Below are 14,410 nucleotides of genomic sequence, written 5' to 3' on the forward strand. Positions count from 1 at the left end.
GGTCATAGTCGGGGGATGCCCGAGCTGACCGACGAGGTGCCGCAGACATGAAACCGCCGCCATTCGACTATGTCGTCGCCGACAGCGTCGAGTCCGCCGTCGACCTGTTGCGGAGCGCGGGGGATGACGCGAAGCTGCTGGCCGGCGGCCAGAGCCTGGTGCCGTTGATGAACTTCCGGCTGGCGCGGCCGTCGCTGCTGATCGACGTCAACCGCATCCCGCGGCTCGCCGACATCGGGGCAGGCGCGGACGCGATCCGCATCGGCGCGCTGGTGCGGCACCGGAAACTGGAGCGTTCCCCGACGTTGGCCTCGCACCTGCCGGTGCTGTCCGAGGCCGCGGGCTGGATCGCGCATCCGCAGGTCCGCACGCGCGGCACGATCGGCGGCTCGATCGCCCACGCCGACGCGTCCGCCGAACTGCCCGTCGTGCTCGCCGCGCTGGAGGCGGTCGCCACGATCCAGTCTCCCGGCGCAGTGCAGGAGATTCCGGTGCCGGACCTGGTGGCCGGCCACTTCCTGAACACCTTGGCGCAAGACGAGATGATCACCGGGTTCGAGATTCCCCGGCTGCCGCCGGGCAGCGGGAGCGCGTTCGCCGAATTTGCCCGGCGCCACGGCGATTACGCGATCGGCGGTGCGGTCAGCATCGTGACGCTCGACCGCGGGCGCTGCACGCGGGCGCGGATCGTCGCGCTGGGCGGCGGACCGTGTCCGGTGCGGTGCACCGAGGCGGAAACAGCTTTGATCGGCACCTCGGTGAGTGCTGCCGACGCCGCGGCGGCCGCGGAGTCCGCGCTGCCGTCGCTGAGCCCGATGGCGACCGCCCACGGCAGCCCGGGCTATCGCCGCCAGGTGATCGCCAGCATGATCCGCCGGACCGTCACGACCGCCGCCGAGCGCGCGAGGAGCAGCCGATGACCACCCACCGCGTGACCGTCGAGGTCAACGGACAGGACTGCCAGCGAGACATCGAGCCGCGCCGCCTGCTGTCGGACTTTCTTCGGCACGACTTGCATTTGCGGGGCACGCGGGTCGGCTGCGAACACGGCGTGTGCGGCTCGTGCACCGTGCTGCTGGACGGCGAGCCGGTGCGGTCCTGCACCACGCTGGCGGTCCAGGCCGACGGGTGCGTCGTCGAGACCGTCGAGAGTCTCGCCGACGCCGAGACCGGCCGGATGCACCCGCTCCAGGATTCGTTTTCCGCCTGCCACGGGCTGCAATGCGGGTTATGCACCTCGGGCTTCCTGATGACGCTCAAGCCGATCTACGACAGCGGGGAACAGCTGTCCGCGGGCGAGATCCGGGACGCGATCTCCGGGAACCTGTGCCGCTGCACGGGTTATCAGCAGATCGTCGAGGCTGCGGCGCGAGCGCTCGACGCGCGCTGAGAAGCAACGCGGGAAGGGCGCCGTCCGGTCGGACGGCGCCCTTCCTGTTTCGCGGCGGATCAGGATCCGGCGAGGATCTCCCGCACGACCCGGTCTGCGGTCTCGAACGCGCCCTCGATGTAGCCGGGGAAGCGCAGCGAGACGTCGGAACCGGCGAACCACACCGCGCCGTGCCGCTCGCCGAGGTCCTTGTGGACGCGGCTGAACTGGCCGATCTCCGGCGACACCCAGGGACCGCGGAAGAGCGGATCGCCGGACCAGTCGTGGTAGTCGACGCCGACCAGCTCCGCTTCGGGCAGGTAGTGGTGCAGGGCGGCTTCCACCGCGCCGAAGTCGGTCGGGTCGAGCGACGTCGAGTCGGTGAACGCGACGACGATCCGGCCGCCGTCCGCTGCGGGCAGGTAGTCGTACACGGTCGGGAAGACGCCGTCGCCGGTGCAGGAGATGCCCTCGGGGACTCCGCGCACTTGCAGCAGCAGCTTCAGCCCGCGGCAGCCGTGGCCCTCGCCGATCACCGCGGCGCGGGCCTTGGGCAGCGGCGGGTCGAAGTCGACGGTGCGCCACGTGTTCAGCGGCGTCGCGACGACGACCTCGCGGGCGGTCAGCCGCTCGGCCTCGTCGACGATCACCTCGACGTGGTCGCCGTGTTGGCGGATCGCGTTGACGACCGCGTTCAGCCGGATCTCCGGGACGTCGGCGGCGATCGCCTCGGCCAGCGCGGAGGTGCCTTCGGTGAGGACCTCGTCGATGGACAGCACGACGCCGAGCAGGCTGTAGTCGTGGGCGGCGATGAACTGCAGGGCCCACAGCGCGGACGCTTCGGCGGGCGGACGGCCCATCATGTTCCACCCCCAGGACAGCACCAGCTGCCGGGTGATCGGGGGCAGCTTCAGCCCGTCGACGTAGTCGAGCAGCGGGATGTCGAGGTCGTCGAGGCCCTGGCGGTCCAATCCGGCGTCGACGTCGATCCGGTGCGCGTCGCGCAGCATCTCGTAGAGGCCGCGTTCGGCCTCGACCGCCTCTTCGATCGGGATCGGGAACGCCGAGTCGTGCTCGCCAGGGCCGAGCCGGTTGCGGAACACAGTCGCGGGTGCGGCAGGTTCGGTGCGCAGGCCGTACCGGTCGATTTCGGCGCCGACCCGCGGATGGTGATGACGGGAGACGTACGCGCCGCCGGCTTCCACGAACAGCGAGGGCGAGGTGGCCGAACGGCGGCGGTAGGCCCGGCCGCCGATCCGGTCGCCGCCTTCGAGCAGCAGCACCGACCGGCCCGCGGCGGCGAGCTCCCTGGCCGCCCGGAGCCCGGCGAACCCGGCGCCGACGACGATCGTCTCGTGATTCATGACAGCTCCTTGTCGATTCCGGCGCGGGCGCGCCGGCTGAATTCCTGCCGTCCGTACTCTGGCCGCGGGCCGCCGGGTTTCCATCGGTGCGAACGCACAATGCGGCCGGGTGAATTGTCCTGGTGTGCGGAAGACGCCGTGATCACCGGCGAACCGGTTCCGCGGCGGCGACCGCGTCGACGACGGCTTCGGGCGTCACCGGGATCGCGCGCAACTGCGCGCCGAACGGGCCCAGCGCGTCGTTGACGGCGTTCAGGACCGCGGCCGGGGCGGCGATCAGGCCGGATTCGCCCATTCCCTTGATGCCGTAGGCGGTGTGGGCCGACGGAGAGCACAGGTGCGCGATCTCGAACGGCGGCGCAACGTCCATTGTGGGCAGTTGGTAGTCGAGCAGGGTGGTGGTCTGCAATTGGCCGTCCGCGTCGTAGGCGAGCCGTTCGAACAACGCGGCGCCGATTCCCTGCACGACGCCGCCGCGGATCTGGCCGTCGACGATGTCCGGGTTGATGACGGTTCCGCAGTCTTCCACCGACCAGACTTTTTCGACGGTGACGAAACCGGTGAACGGATCGGCTTCGACGACCATCGCGTGCCCGCCGTTGGAAAACATCGGCCTCGCCGCGTCGTAGGCCGAAGTGGCTTCCATGGCCGGGTCGAAGTCCTCGGGCCAGGCGGAAGCGTCGAAGAAGATGGCGGTGCACACGTCGGCCACGCTGACCTCGGCGCCAGAGACGCCTTTCACCGCGGCGACACCGTTCTCCAGGACGATGTCGTCCGGTGCCGCTTCGAGCAGATTCGCCGCCACGGCAAGGATTTTCGTGCGGAGGACATGCGCGGCCCGGCTGACCGCGCCGCCCGCGATGACGGCGCCGCGGCTGCCGACGGTGCCGCTGCCGTAGGCGTAGGAGGTGGATTCCGCCGCCCGGACGGCGACGTTTTCGTAAGGGATGCCGAGCATGTCGGCGGCCACCTGCGCGATGGTGGTGCGGTTTCCTTGCCCTTGCGTGGTCAGCCCGATCGAGACGGTCGCGCGGCCGTTGGGGTCCATCCGGACGGTCGCGGTGTCGTGGTAGACGTCCGGCAAGCCGTGCATCCGGCCCATCGCGGTGCTTTCCCCGCTGCTCTCGACGAAGACGCTGAGGCCGAGCCCGAGGTATCGGCCCTCTTTCCGGGCCGCGGCTTGGCGCGCCAGAAACTCGGGGTAGCCGACCATCTTTTCGAGGGTGTCGATCGTCTCGAGCCAGCTGCCCTCGTCGAACGTGACGCCTTGCGGATTCACCCACGGGAAGCTTTTGACCACGTTTCGCCGGCGGAATTCGAACGGGGACAGGCCGCACTCCCGGGCGGCCTCGTCGGCGAGGACTTCCCGGGCGAGAGTGCCCGCCATGTAGCCGACGCCGCGGTACGCGCCTACCGGCGTTTTGTTGGTCGCGGTGGCCTCGTAGACGTATTCGGCCGCCGCGATGTCGTAGACGCCGGTCGGAGTCACGGCGGCGGTGCACCACGGCTCGACGCCCATGGACCAGGGGAGCGAGTGGTAGGCGCCGCCGTCGCCGAGCGCGTGCGTCCGGACCGCGGTGATCCTGGCGTGCTCGTCGAGCGCGTAGGCGATGGTGACGAATTGTTCGTGGGCGTGCGCTCCCGCCATGAGGTTTTCCCGGCGGTCTTCGACCCATTTGACCGGCGCGCCCGCCTCGCGCGCGAGCAGCGGGACGACGAGTTCTTCGGGGTAGAGGTGGGCTTTCTGCCCGAATCCGCCGCCGGTGTCCGGGGTGCGGACCTCGACGAGCTGTTCCGCGAAACCCAGGTACGCGCTGAGGCAGTAGCGCACGTAGTGCGGCATCTGGGTGGAGGTCCAGAAGGTCAGTTCTCCGGTCGTCCAGTCGAAGTCGGCGATGCAGCCGCGGGTTTCCATCGGCGTCGCGGACAGCCGGCCGGAGTGGTAAGTGGCCGCCACGACTCGATGCGCTTCGGCGAAGGCCCCTTCGACGTCGCCGCACGTCTTGCCGCCGAGGAGGCCGATGTTGTCGCTGAGCTGCTCGTTCGCTGCAGGTCCGCCCAGCCGGGCTTCTCGGGGGTCGAGCACGGCGGGAAGCCGGTCGTAGTCGACGGACACGGCGTCGGCGGCGTCCTCGGCCAGCGCGCGGGTGTCCGCGACAACGACCGCGACGGGTTCGCCGACGTAGCGGACGATGTCCTTGGCCAGCAGCGGCATGACGGTGGGCACGCATCCCTCGACGGCGAGAGCGCCCTCCACCCCCTCGCACACGGGAGCGACGTCGGCCGCCGTCCAGACCAGGCGGACGCCGGGCATGCCGGTCGCCTCGGCTGTTTCGAGGGCGGTGACGCGGGCATGGGCGAGCGGGCTGCGGACGAAGGCGGCGTGCAGTTCGCCCGGCAGCCGGACGTCCGCGAGATACCGGCCGCGCCCGGTCAGCAGCCGGGGGTCTTCGTGCCGGGCGACCCGCGCGCCGACGGAGCGGGCGGCGACCCGGGGAACGGACGCGTGCTGTCCGCGGACCGGGTCCTGGGCTGGCTCAGTCGTCACCGGCGGTCTCCTCCGCGTTCTGGGCGGCGTGCAATACCGCTTCGACGATTTTCTGGTAGCCGGTGCACCGGCAGATGTTCCCGGACAGCGCATCCACTACCTCGGCACGCGTCGGCGCCGGATTGTCCGCCAGCAACGCGGTGGCGGACATCAGGAACCCGGCGGTACAGAAGCCGCACTGCAGCGCGTGGTGCGCGCGGAAGGACTCCTGCAGGCGGGAAAGCGTGTTCTGGCGCGCCAACCCTTCCACGGTGCACACGCTGCGGCCGTCGGCCTGGACGGCCAGCATCAGGCAGGCCCGGGCAGGCTGCTCGTCGACCAGGACGGTGCACGCGCCGCAGACGCCGTGCTCGCAGCCGAGCTTGGTGCCGGTCAGGCCCAGCTCCTCGCGGAGGTGGTCGGCCAGGGTCGTGCGGACCTCGACCCGGCTGCTGCGGGCGGTGCCGTTGACGGTGATCGTCGAGTCCGCTGTGGACACCGACTCGGGAACAGCGGTCACCGGATTCCTCCTGCCTGCCGGACCGCGCGCTCGACCAGTCCGGCGACGAGGTGCCTGCGGTAGGCCGCGGATCCGTGGATGTCTGCGATAAAGGTGAGGGAATCGGCGGCCGCCGCGCCCGCGGCCCGCGCCGTCTGCGCGTCGGCCGGCACGTCGGTCAGCACCTGTTCTGCGGCCGGGACCCGCTGCACGGTTCCGGCGGCCGCGCCGACCACGACCCGCGCGTCGCGGCACTGGCCGTCTTCGATGTCGAGGCGGACGCCGATCAGCGCGAGGCCGTAGTCGCCGGCCCGCCGGGCCGCTTCGGCGAAGCCCCAGCCGCTGGCGACTGCGGAGATCCAGACGTCGGTCAGCACCTCGTCGGCGGCGAGGCCGGTCAGGTACGGCCCGACGAACAGGTCGTCCGCGTCGATAGTGCGGCGGCCCCGGACGCTTTCCGCCTCGACCATCCCGCCGAGCGTCAGCAGCGCCAGCGGCCATTCCCCGGCGTTGTCGCCGTGGGCCAGCGCTCCGCCCAGTGTGCCGCGCGACCGGATCTGGGGGTGTGCGATGTACCGGCCCGCCTCGGCGAACAACGGTGCGCGGCGGCGGATCAGCCCGGATTCGACGACCTCGCGATGGGTGGCCATCGCGCCGATCCGGAGGAAATCCCCGTGTTCTTCGATCGCGCCGAGTCCGCGGACCCGGCCGAGGTCGACCAGCACCGACGGGGCCGCGAGCCGGATCGCCAGCAGGGGCATCAAACTCTGCCCGCCGGCGATGATTTTCGCGTCTTCGTCGGCGGCGAGCGCCACCGCGGCTTCGGCGACCGTCGCTGGGGCGGCGTAGCGCAGGGGCGGTACTTTCATCAACGCTCCTTCAGCCGGCGATGGTGCCCCAGTATGTGCACGTCCATCCGGACTCGGCTCTACGCAAGCGCGCAAACGAACGCGGGCTTGTGCACGTCATCCGACAAACGATGCTTTGCCGGAGAACGACAAATCCGCCTGCGGGCTTGTGCGGCTGCGCGCATGCGGAGACCCGCGCACGGCACCGACAATCGCCGGATGACCGAACCGGTGCGCAATCCGTCTCCCCGTGTCGTGACCGTGTGGTCCGATCTCGGCTGCCCGTGGGCGTCGCTGGCGCTGACCACCCTGCACGCCGCCGCGGATCAGGCCCGGCTGCCGATCGCGGTGGACCACCGCAGCTTTCCGCTGGAGCTGTTCAACCGGCGCGCGACCCCCAAAGCGATCCTGGACGCGGAGATCGTCGCGATCGCCGGGGTGTGCGCGGACCTGCGCTGGCAGCAGTGGGCCGCGCCCGAGAGCAGTTATCCTGTGACGACGGTGCCGGCGATGGCCGCGGTGCAAGCCGCGAAGGACGAGCGGATCGGCGGCCTGACCGGCAGCGATGAACTCGATGCGTTGCTGCGCCACGCGTTCTACGCGGAAAGCCGATGCATCAGCGTGGAGAGCGAGATCCTCGACCTCGCCGCGGACTGCCCGTCGGTGGACGAGGAGGCGCTCGCGCACGCGCTCGGCGAGGGCGCCGGAATCCGTGCGGTGCACGAACAATGGCGGACCGCGTGCCGTGCCGAGATCGTGGGCAGCCCGCATCTGTTCGTCGGCGGGTCCGGTTCGGTGCTGCACAACCCGGGCGTCGACTACCACTGGACCGCGCGTCCGGACGACGGCGGTTTCCCGCGGCTGGTCGCTTACGACCCGGGCTGGGCGGATGCGCTCATCGCGGAGCTGACCACCGCGGGCACCGCGTGACGCGGCTGCGGAACCGGCCGGGCCCGGCAAGCAGGTCGAGCCACTGGCTCGCCGAAGCGCTGCGCACCGATCCCGGCCGGAGTCCTCGTCTGCACGGGCGGCGGCACGCCGACGTCTGCGTCGTCGGCGGCGGGTACACCGGCCTGTGGACGGCCGTCGAGCTCAGACAGCGGCACCCCGGGATCCGGGTGACCGTGCTCGAAGCCGGGCTGTGCGGCAGCGGCGCCAGCGGAACGAATGCGGGCTTCCTGATGAACCTCTGGCCGAAGTACCCGGCGCTGGCCGCCCATCTCGGACCGTCCGAGGCGGCCTGGCTGGCACAGGCATCGGCGGACGCGGTCGACGAGATCGTGGCGTTCGCCGAACAGCACGCCATCGACGCCGCGATCCGGCGGTGCGGCTGGCTGTGGACGTCGACCGCACCGGACCAGGACGGGGCGTGGCAGGACACTCTCGACGCACTGTCCACTGTGTCCGGATCTCCGCTGCGCCCGGTCTCGCCGGAACGTGCGGTGGACCTCGGCGGCAGTCCCGCGCGGGGCGGCGTGTTCGACCCGACCGCGGCGACGCTCCAGCCAGCGAGGCTGGCCCGTGGCCTTCGGCAGGCCGCGGTCGATCTGGGCGCGGACGTTTTCGAACAGAGCCCGGTCCGATCCGTCGAAGACGGCGCGGGGCCGGTACGGGTGCGCACTGGCAGCGGGGAGGTGGTCGCGGACCGCGTTGTGCTGGCGATCAACGCGTGGGCGTCGGTGATTCCGTGGGTCCGCCGCCACCTCGTGTTGACCGCCAGCGACAACTTCGTCACCGAACCGCTTCCCGAGCAGGTGCGCGGGGTCGCGGGCGCCGGCGTGGGAACGTCGGACTCCCGCCGGTTGCTCGACTACTGGCGCACGACGGCCGACGGCAGACTGCTGTTCGGCAAGGGCGGAGTCGGACTGGGGTTCCGGGATCGCGGTGCCAGCTCGATGTTCGGCCCCGTGCCGCGCCCTGCCTTGCTGCGGCGCGAGTTCGCCCGGACGTTCCCCGCGCTCGCGTCCCTGGCAGTGACATCTTGGCGAGCTCCGGTGGAGTACTCGCTGACGTCGCTGCCGTTCTTCGCCGCCTGGCCCGGCCGTCCGCGGCTGTTCGTCGGCACCGGGTACTCCGGCGACGGCGTGGGGCCGTCCCGGCTCGGCGGCCGGATCCTGGCGAGTCTCGCGACCGGGGTGCGCGACGAGTGGAGCGAGTGCGGCCTGACCCGGCTGCCCGGGCGGCGGCTGCCCGGCGAGCCGGTGCGGTTCCTGGGCGGGCAGCTCGTCCGGGCAGCGCTCGTGCGCGCCGACGAGGTCCGGGGCGCGGGCCGGCGGGTCGATCCCGTCACCGGGTTGCTGACCCGCCTGGACCCGACGTCCTGGCTGTAGCGGCGGTCAGCGGAACGCGGCGTGCCCGGTCATCGCCTGCCCGACCACGAGCGTGTGCATCTCGACTGTGCCCTCGTAGGTGAGCACGGATTCGAGGTTGGCGGCGTGGCGGATGACCGGGTACTCCAGCGAAATCCCGTTCGCGCCGAGGATCGTGCGCGCCGTGCGGCAGATCGCGAGAGCTTCCCGGACGTTGTTCAGCTTTCCGAGGCTCACCTGCTCGGGCCGCAAACTCCCGGCGTCCTTGCGCCGCCCGAGGTGCACTGCGAGCAGCAATCCCTTGGCGTACTCGAGGTTCATCTCGACGAGCTTCTGCTGCGTCAGCTGAAAAGCGGAGATCGGACGGCCGAACTGGACCCGGTCGTTCGCGTACGAGAGCGCGGCTTCCAGCGCTGCGCGCGCTGCGCCCATCGCGCCCCACGCGATGCCGTAGCGTGCTTCGTTCAGGCAGCTGAGCGGCCCGGCCAGCCCCCGCGCCCCGGGCAGGATCGCGTCTGCGGGCAGCCGGACGTCGTCGAGGACCAGTTCGCTGGTGACCGACGCGCGCAACGACAGCTTGTGCTTGATTTCCGTCGCGGAGAAACCGGGCACGCCGGCGGGGACGACGAAGCCGCGGATGCCGTCGTCGGTCCGCGCCCAGATGATCGCGACGTCGGCGACCGAGCCGTTGGTGATCCACATCTTACGGCCGGTGAGCAGCCAGTCCGTCCCGTCCCGGCGCGCCCGGGTCGTCATCCCGGCCGGGTCGGAGCCGTGGTCGGGCTCGGTGAGGCCGAAGCAGCCGATCGCGTCGCCGGCGGCCATCCTCGGCAGCCAGTGCGTCTTCTGCTCCTCCGAGCCCCAGCGGTGGATCGCGAACATCGCGAGAGAGCCCTGGACTGAAACCAGCGACCGGATGCCGGAGTCGACGGCTTCGAGCTCCAGGCAGGCCAGTCCGTAATCGGTGGCCGACATCCCGGCGCAGCCGTATCCGTCGAGGTGCATGCCGAGCACGCCGAGGGCGCCGAGTTCCTTGGCGAGCCCGCGGACGTCGTCGATGCGTCCGTCTTCGAACCATCCGGCGACCTGCGGCGCGATGCGATCGGCACTCAGCCGCCGGACGGACTCCCTTACGGCCTTCTCTTCGGAGCTGAGCAAGTCGTCGATGCGGAGCAGGTCGAGCGGAGTGACAGCGGGGGTGGTCATCGGTCGGTCTCCTCGGTCAGCCAGCGGCGAAGGTCGGCGTTGTGCTCGCCGAGCCGAGGCGGGGCGGTGTAGCGGGTGACGGGGGTCGAGTGGAAAGTGACGGGATGCCGGACCTGCGCGGGCGCGCCGGGGCCGACGGACACTGTCGGGTCGAGACCGAGACGTTCGGCCAGTTCGAATCCGTCCTGGACGGTTCCGACTTTCCCGGCGGCGAGGTTCGCGGAGGTGAGCCGCTCGACCCAGACGTCGACGGTGTCCGCCGCGAGGGCGCGTTCCAGCAGTTCGATCAGTTCGCCTCGGTGCTCGACCCGGTCGCGGTTAGCGGCGAACCGATCGTCGTCGGCCGCCTGCGGGATCCCGAGTTCTGCGGTGAGCCGGGCGAATTGCTCGTCGTTGCCGCAGCAGATCGCGAGGAAACCGTCTTTGGCCGCCAGCGTTTCGTACGGAGCGATGGAGGGATGCCGGTTGCCCATGCTGACCGGGGGAGTGCCGGTCGCCAGGTACGCGGATGCCTGGTTGGCCAGTGCTCCGAGCAGGCTGGACAGCAGGTTGACCTCCAGCAGCTGTCCGTTCCCGCTGCGTTCCCGGGCGCGCAGCGCGGCGAGCACTCCGACGACGGCGTCTTTGGCGGTGAGGACGTCCACGAGAGCGACGCCGGCTTTCACCGGGTCGTCAGGTGTTCCGGTGATGCTCATCAGCCCGCCGACCGCTTGCACGAGGAAGTCGTAGCCGGGCAACGCGGCTCCGCCCCGGCTGCCGAATCCGCTGACCGACGCGTACACCACCCCGGGGTTGACGGCGCGGACTCGGTCGTAGCCGAGTCCCAGCTCGGCCATGGCTCCGGGCCGGAAGTTCTCCAGGAGGACGTCGGCGCGGCGGGCGAGTTCGGCGGCGAGCGCGTGGTCGGCGGGGTCGGCAAGGTCGAGTTCGATCGAACGCTTGGAGCGGTTCGCGCATTCGAAGTAGGAACTGGAGTTGTCCGTCCACGGCGGACCCCAGCGCCGCGTGTCGTCCCCGACTCCGGGCCGTTCCACCTTGATCACCGTCGCGCCGAGGTCGGCCAGCGTGGCGGCAGCGAGCGGGCCGGCGAGCACCCGGCTGAAGTCGGCGACGAGAATTCCGTCGAGCGGGGCGGTCACGGCAGGTCTCCCACGGTGCGGTGCGGGATCTGCCACGGATTGCCGGGCTGTGCGGCTGGGGGGAGCCACTGATCAGGCACGGACTGGTACGCGACGGGCCGGACGAACCGGTCGAGCGCGGCCGCTCCCACCGAGGTCGCCTGAGGACACGATGTCGCGGGCCACGGACCGCCGTGCTGCTGAGCCCACGAGTACGCGACTCCGGTCGGCCGTCCGTCGACGACGACCCGGCCGACTTTCGGCGTCAGCATGTCGAGGAATGCTGAAGCGTCGGGATCGGCGCTAGTGCCGTCGGTGACGACGCTCGCCGCGAGCGCGCCCTGAAGCCGTGCGACGGACGAGCGGAGTTCGGCTGTGCTCGCGTATTCGACTACCACGGCGACCGGGCCGAAGCATTCCTCCAAAAGTCGGCTGCCGGGCTCCAGCGCGTCGACGGGGGCTGCGAGCACCGCGGCGGGGGCTGTCCATCCGGTGCCGGGGCGGTCGATCAGCGCGACGATCCGGGCACCGGCGGCACGGAGTTCGCCGAGGCCGCGGCGAACGGAATCCGCGATGGCGCCGGTCAGCATCACCGGCTGAGGGGCAGCCTGCCGGAGCGCGGCGGCCACCGCGACCGCGGCACCCGTGCCTGCCGGGGCGAAAAGCAAGCCGGGCTTCGTGCAGAACTGACCGGCTCCCGCAGTGAAGGAGCCGACAAAGCCGCGGGCGACCGCGCCGATGTCCTGCCCCGCGGACGGTGTGACCAGTACCGGGTTGACCGTGCCCATCTCGGCGTAAACGGGAATGACCACCGCGCGTTCGGAGGCAAGCCGCCACAACGCCATTCCGCCTGCCTGGGAACCGGTGAACGCGACCGCGGCGATGTCGTTCGCCTGGACCAGTTCGGTACCGGCGTGGTGGCCGGCGACGGCCGCGAACGTGCCGGGCGGGGCGCCTGCGACGGTCAGCGCCTCGGCCGCCAGCTCCGAGAGCCGGGCCGCGAGCATGGGGTGGGCAGGGTGGCTCTTCGCCACCACTGGGCAACCGGCGGCCGCGGCGGAGGCGAAGTCGTTGCCCAGAGTTCCGAACGCGAACGGGAAGTTGCTCGCGCCGAACACGGCGACCGGTCCCAGCGGCCGGTTGAGGCGCACGAGACGCGCGGCCGGGTCGATCGTCACGCCGAGGTAAGAACCTTCCGCCGCGACCTGGCCGTAGAACCGCAGCTGCCCGGCAGTCCGCAGCACTTCGCCGCGCAGCCGTTCCGGTCCGAGGCCGGTTTCGGAGTCGGCGAGCGCCGTCAACGCCTCGAGGTCGCTTTCGAGCGCGTCCGCGACGGCATGGAGCCAGGCCGAACGCTCGGAGGGAGAGGCATCGGCGACCTTCGCCGCGGCAGCCGTTGCCCGCGCGACTGCCCGGCGGACGTCTTCGCGGCTGGATTCGGGCACGACTCCGTTGGCTGCCGCGGTCTTCGGGTCATAGGACACGATCGTCATGACGCCGCCTTGATCGCGGTTTCCAGGACAGTGAGGCCGTCGTCGAGCAATTCCGGCTCGATGACGAGCGGCGGCAGCAAGCGCACGACGTTGCCGTAGGTGCCGCACACGAGAACGAGCACTCCCTCGCCGTGACAACGCGCGGCGACTGCCCGGGCGAGGTCCGGCGCGGGTTCCGTGGTGCCGGGACGGACGAATTCCAGCGCCTGCATCGCGCCCCGGCCGCGCACCTCGCCGACGATGGACCGCGGTCCGGTCAGTGCTTCGAGTCGTGGCCGCACCGTGGCTTCGATGTCTTTTGCCTTCTGCACGAGATTCTCGCGTTCGATGGTTTCGAGCACGCCGAGCGCGGCGGCGCAGGCGACCGGGTTGCCCGCGTAGGTGCCGCCGAGCCCGCCGGGCGCGACGGCGTCCATCAGTTCCGCTCGTCCGGTCACCGCGGACAACGGCAACCCGCCGCCGAGAGCCTTCGCCGTCGTGATGAGGTCCGGGACGACTCCCTCGTGCTCACAAGCGAAAAGCGCACCGGTCCGGGCGAGCCCGGTCTGGATTTCGTCGGCGACGAACAGGATGCCGTGCTCGGACGCGAAATCCCGGACTCCCTTCAGATAGCCGGGCGGCGGAACGATGAACCCGCCTTCGCCCTGGATGGGTTCGGCGACGATCGCGGCGACGTTGTGCGCGCCGATCTGGGTCTCGACGATGTCGCGGAGAGCCGCGAGGGCTTCCGTCGCGGCGCGCTCCGGCCCGCCCGGCCACCGGTACGGATACGGCGAAGGAACCCGGTGGACATCCGGGGCGAAGGGGCCGAATCCGTCCTTGTAGGGAGAATTCTTCGCGGTCATCGTCATGGTCAGCAGCGTTCGGCCGTGATACGCGTGCCCGAGCACCACCACAGCAGGGCGGCCGGTCGCGGTGCGGGCGATCTTGACCGCGTTCTCGACCGCTTCCGCGCCGGTGGTGAACAGTGCTGTCTTTTTCGGATGGTCGCCGGGCGTGAGCCGGTTGAGTGCGGCGGCAACGTCCACGAATCCGTCGTATCCGGTGACGAGGAAACAGGTGTGCGTAAAACGCTCGGCCTGGTCCGAAATGCGTTCGACCACCGCGGGTGCGGAGGCTCCGACACTCGTCACCGCGATGCCCGAGGCGAAATCGATCAAGTGGTTGCCGTCGACGTCGACGAGGATGCCGCCGCCGGCCCGGGAGACGAAGACGGGCAGCACGCTGCCGAAGCTTCCGGCCACTTCTGCGGCGCGTTTCTCCTGCCGTGCCAGTGATTCCGGGCCGGGTACGGTCGTGACGAGCTTGCGTCGCTGCGGGGGTTGCGGCATGGATTCCTCCGGGTGAGCTGATGTGCTCACGCTAGGAATCCGGCCCGGCCGGGCGCTCCGTGCGGAGTGACAAACGGCGGACGCGCTTTGCCGGAACCGACCAAAACCGGGCAGGACAATGTCGCGCCGGTGCGCAACGGATCGCGGTCAGCGGATCGCGGTCCGATGCCGGGGCGGCGGGGATGCACGGATAGCGACAAAGACGCCGCGGCACTGTCCGGTCTGGATACATGGACGAGAAGGGCCGGAGGCGCAAGCTACCCGGAAGCCGCAGCCGGGTCCGCGTCCGCCGACGCCCCGCCGGGCGCGGTGCGCATTAGCGTGGCGGTGTGGCCCGCCGCGCTTC

At 70.9% G+C, this 14,410-nt stretch carries 12 protein-coding genes; 4 read left to right on the top strand and 8 right to left on the bottom strand.

Features of this window, described 5'->3' with window-relative positions:
- Positions 1-47 precede the first annotated feature (47 nt).
- Positions 48-920 carry an FAD binding domain-containing protein gene (locus tag ACFXI3_RS00110; RefSeq protein ID WP_378397059.1) on the top strand — a complete coding sequence of 291 codons (873 nt, stop codon included), beginning with the start codon at positions 48-50 and terminating at the stop codon, positions 918-920.
- Positions 917-1,390 carry a (2Fe-2S)-binding protein gene (locus ACFXI3_RS00115; RefSeq protein ID WP_378397060.1) on the top strand — a complete coding sequence of 158 codons (474 nt, stop codon included), beginning with the start codon at positions 917-919 and terminating at the stop codon, positions 1,388-1,390. The genes ACFXI3_RS00110 and ACFXI3_RS00115 overlap by 4 nt, the downstream gene beginning before the upstream one ends.
- Positions 1,391-1,449: 59 nt before the next feature.
- On the opposite strand, the gene ACFXI3_RS00120 is transcribed toward ACFXI3_RS00115, so the two are convergent.
- The 4 genes from ACFXI3_RS00120 to ACFXI3_RS00135 all read right to left on the bottom strand — a co-directional run bounded on the left by ACFXI3_RS00120 (position 1,450) and on the right by ACFXI3_RS00135 (position 6,628).
- The gene (locus ACFXI3_RS00120; RefSeq protein WP_378397061.1) at positions 1,450-2,733 is read right to left on the bottom strand and encodes a flavin monoamine oxidase family protein; all 1,284 of its coding nucleotides are present in this window, start codon (positions 2,731-2,733) and stop codon (positions 1,450-1,452) included.
- A 142-nt stretch (positions 2,734-2,875) separates the two neighbouring features.
- Positions 2,876-5,281 carry a xanthine dehydrogenase family protein molybdopterin-binding subunit gene (locus ACFXI3_RS00125; protein ID WP_378397062.1) on the bottom strand — a complete coding sequence of 802 codons (2,406 nt, stop codon included), beginning with the start codon at positions 5,279-5,281 and terminating at the stop codon, positions 2,876-2,878.
- A complete protein-coding gene (locus ACFXI3_RS00130; RefSeq protein WP_378397063.1) occupies positions 5,271-5,780 on the bottom strand; it encodes a (2Fe-2S)-binding protein in 510 nt (169 codons plus the stop codon). The genes ACFXI3_RS00125 and ACFXI3_RS00130 overlap by 11 nt, the downstream gene beginning before the upstream one ends.
- Positions 5,777-6,628, bottom strand: coding sequence for an FAD binding domain-containing protein (locus ACFXI3_RS00135; protein ID WP_378397065.1), 852 nt, complete (start codon positions 6,626-6,628; stop codon positions 5,777-5,779). Before ACFXI3_RS00135 ends, ACFXI3_RS00130 begins: the two co-directional genes overlap by 4 nt.
- A gap of 198 nt (positions 6,629-6,826) precedes the next feature.
- Between ACFXI3_RS00135 and ACFXI3_RS00140 the strand changes: the two genes are divergently transcribed.
- Positions 6,827-7,537 (top strand): DsbA family protein, encoded by a 711-nt coding sequence (locus ACFXI3_RS00140; RefSeq protein ID WP_378397066.1) that lies wholly within the window; start codon positions 6,827-6,829, stop codon positions 7,535-7,537.
- Positions 7,534-8,937: an NAD(P)/FAD-dependent oxidoreductase gene (locus ACFXI3_RS00145; RefSeq protein WP_378397067.1), complete on the top strand. Its 1,404-nt coding sequence runs from the start codon at positions 7,534-7,536 to the stop codon at positions 8,935-8,937. Before ACFXI3_RS00140 ends, ACFXI3_RS00145 begins: the two co-directional genes overlap by 4 nt.
- A 6-nt stretch (positions 8,938-8,943) precedes the next feature.
- On the opposite strand, the gene ACFXI3_RS00150 is transcribed toward ACFXI3_RS00145, so the two are convergent.
- Genes ACFXI3_RS00150 through gabT form a run of 4 tightly spaced genes read right to left on the bottom strand, consistent with a single transcriptional unit; the run spans position 8,944 to position 14,064 of the window.
- Positions 8,944-10,122 (bottom strand): acyl-CoA dehydrogenase family protein, encoded by a 1,179-nt coding sequence (locus ACFXI3_RS00150; protein ID WP_378397069.1) that lies wholly within the window; start codon positions 10,120-10,122, stop codon positions 8,944-8,946.
- Positions 10,119-11,261, bottom strand: a complete 1,143-nt coding sequence (locus ACFXI3_RS00155; protein ID WP_378397070.1) for a CaiB/BaiF CoA transferase family protein — start codon at positions 11,259-11,261, stop codon at positions 10,119-10,121. Before ACFXI3_RS00155 ends, ACFXI3_RS00150 begins: the two co-directional genes overlap by 4 nt.
- The gene (locus ACFXI3_RS00160; protein WP_378397071.1) at positions 11,258-12,733 is read right to left on the bottom strand and encodes an aldehyde dehydrogenase family protein; all 1,476 of its coding nucleotides are present in this window, start codon (positions 12,731-12,733) and stop codon (positions 11,258-11,260) included. The genes ACFXI3_RS00155 and ACFXI3_RS00160 overlap by 4 nt, the downstream gene beginning before the upstream one ends.
- Complete coding sequence (gene gabT / locus ACFXI3_RS00165) at positions 12,730-14,064, bottom strand: 4-aminobutyrate--2-oxoglutarate transaminase (protein ID WP_378397073.1); 1,335 nt, start codon at positions 14,062-14,064, stop codon at positions 12,730-12,732. The genes ACFXI3_RS00160 and gabT overlap by 4 nt, the downstream gene beginning before the upstream one ends.
- Positions 14,065-14,410: the final 346 nt, after the last annotated feature.

It is taken from the genome of Amycolatopsis sp. NPDC059235 (assembly GCF_042754125.1).
Classification (GTDB): domain Bacteria; phylum Actinomycetota; class Actinomycetes; order Mycobacteriales; family Pseudonocardiaceae; genus Amycolatopsis; species Amycolatopsis albidoflava.

Coding starts and splice junctions, on each gene's coding strand:
- ACFXI3_RS00110 (WP_378397059.1), top strand. CDS start 48: ATGAAACCGCCGCCATTCGACTATGTCGTCGCCGACAGCGTCGAGTCC.
- ACFXI3_RS00115 (WP_378397060.1), top strand. CDS start 917: ATGACCACCCACCGCGTGACCGTCGAGGTCAACGGACAGGACTGCCAG.
- ACFXI3_RS00120 (WP_378397061.1), bottom strand. CDS start 2,733: ATGAATCACGAGACGATCGTCGTCGGCGCCGGGTTCGCCGGGCTCCGG.
- ACFXI3_RS00135 (WP_378397065.1), bottom strand. CDS start 6,628: ATGAAAGTACCGCCCCTGCGCTACGCCGCCCCAGCGACGGTCGCCGAA.
- ACFXI3_RS00140 (WP_378397066.1), top strand. CDS start 6,827: ATGACCGAACCGGTGCGCAATCCGTCTCCCCGTGTCGTGACCGTGTGG.
- ACFXI3_RS00150 (WP_378397069.1), bottom strand. CDS start 10,122: ATGACCACCCCCGCTGTCACTCCGCTCGACCTGCTCCGCATCGACGAC.
- ACFXI3_RS00160 (WP_378397071.1), bottom strand. CDS start 12,733: ATGACGATCGTGTCCTATGACCCGAAGACCGCGGCAGCCAACGGAGTC.
- gabT (WP_378397073.1), bottom strand. CDS start 14,064: ATGCCGCAACCCCCGCAGCGACGCAAGCTCGTCACGACCGTACCCGGC.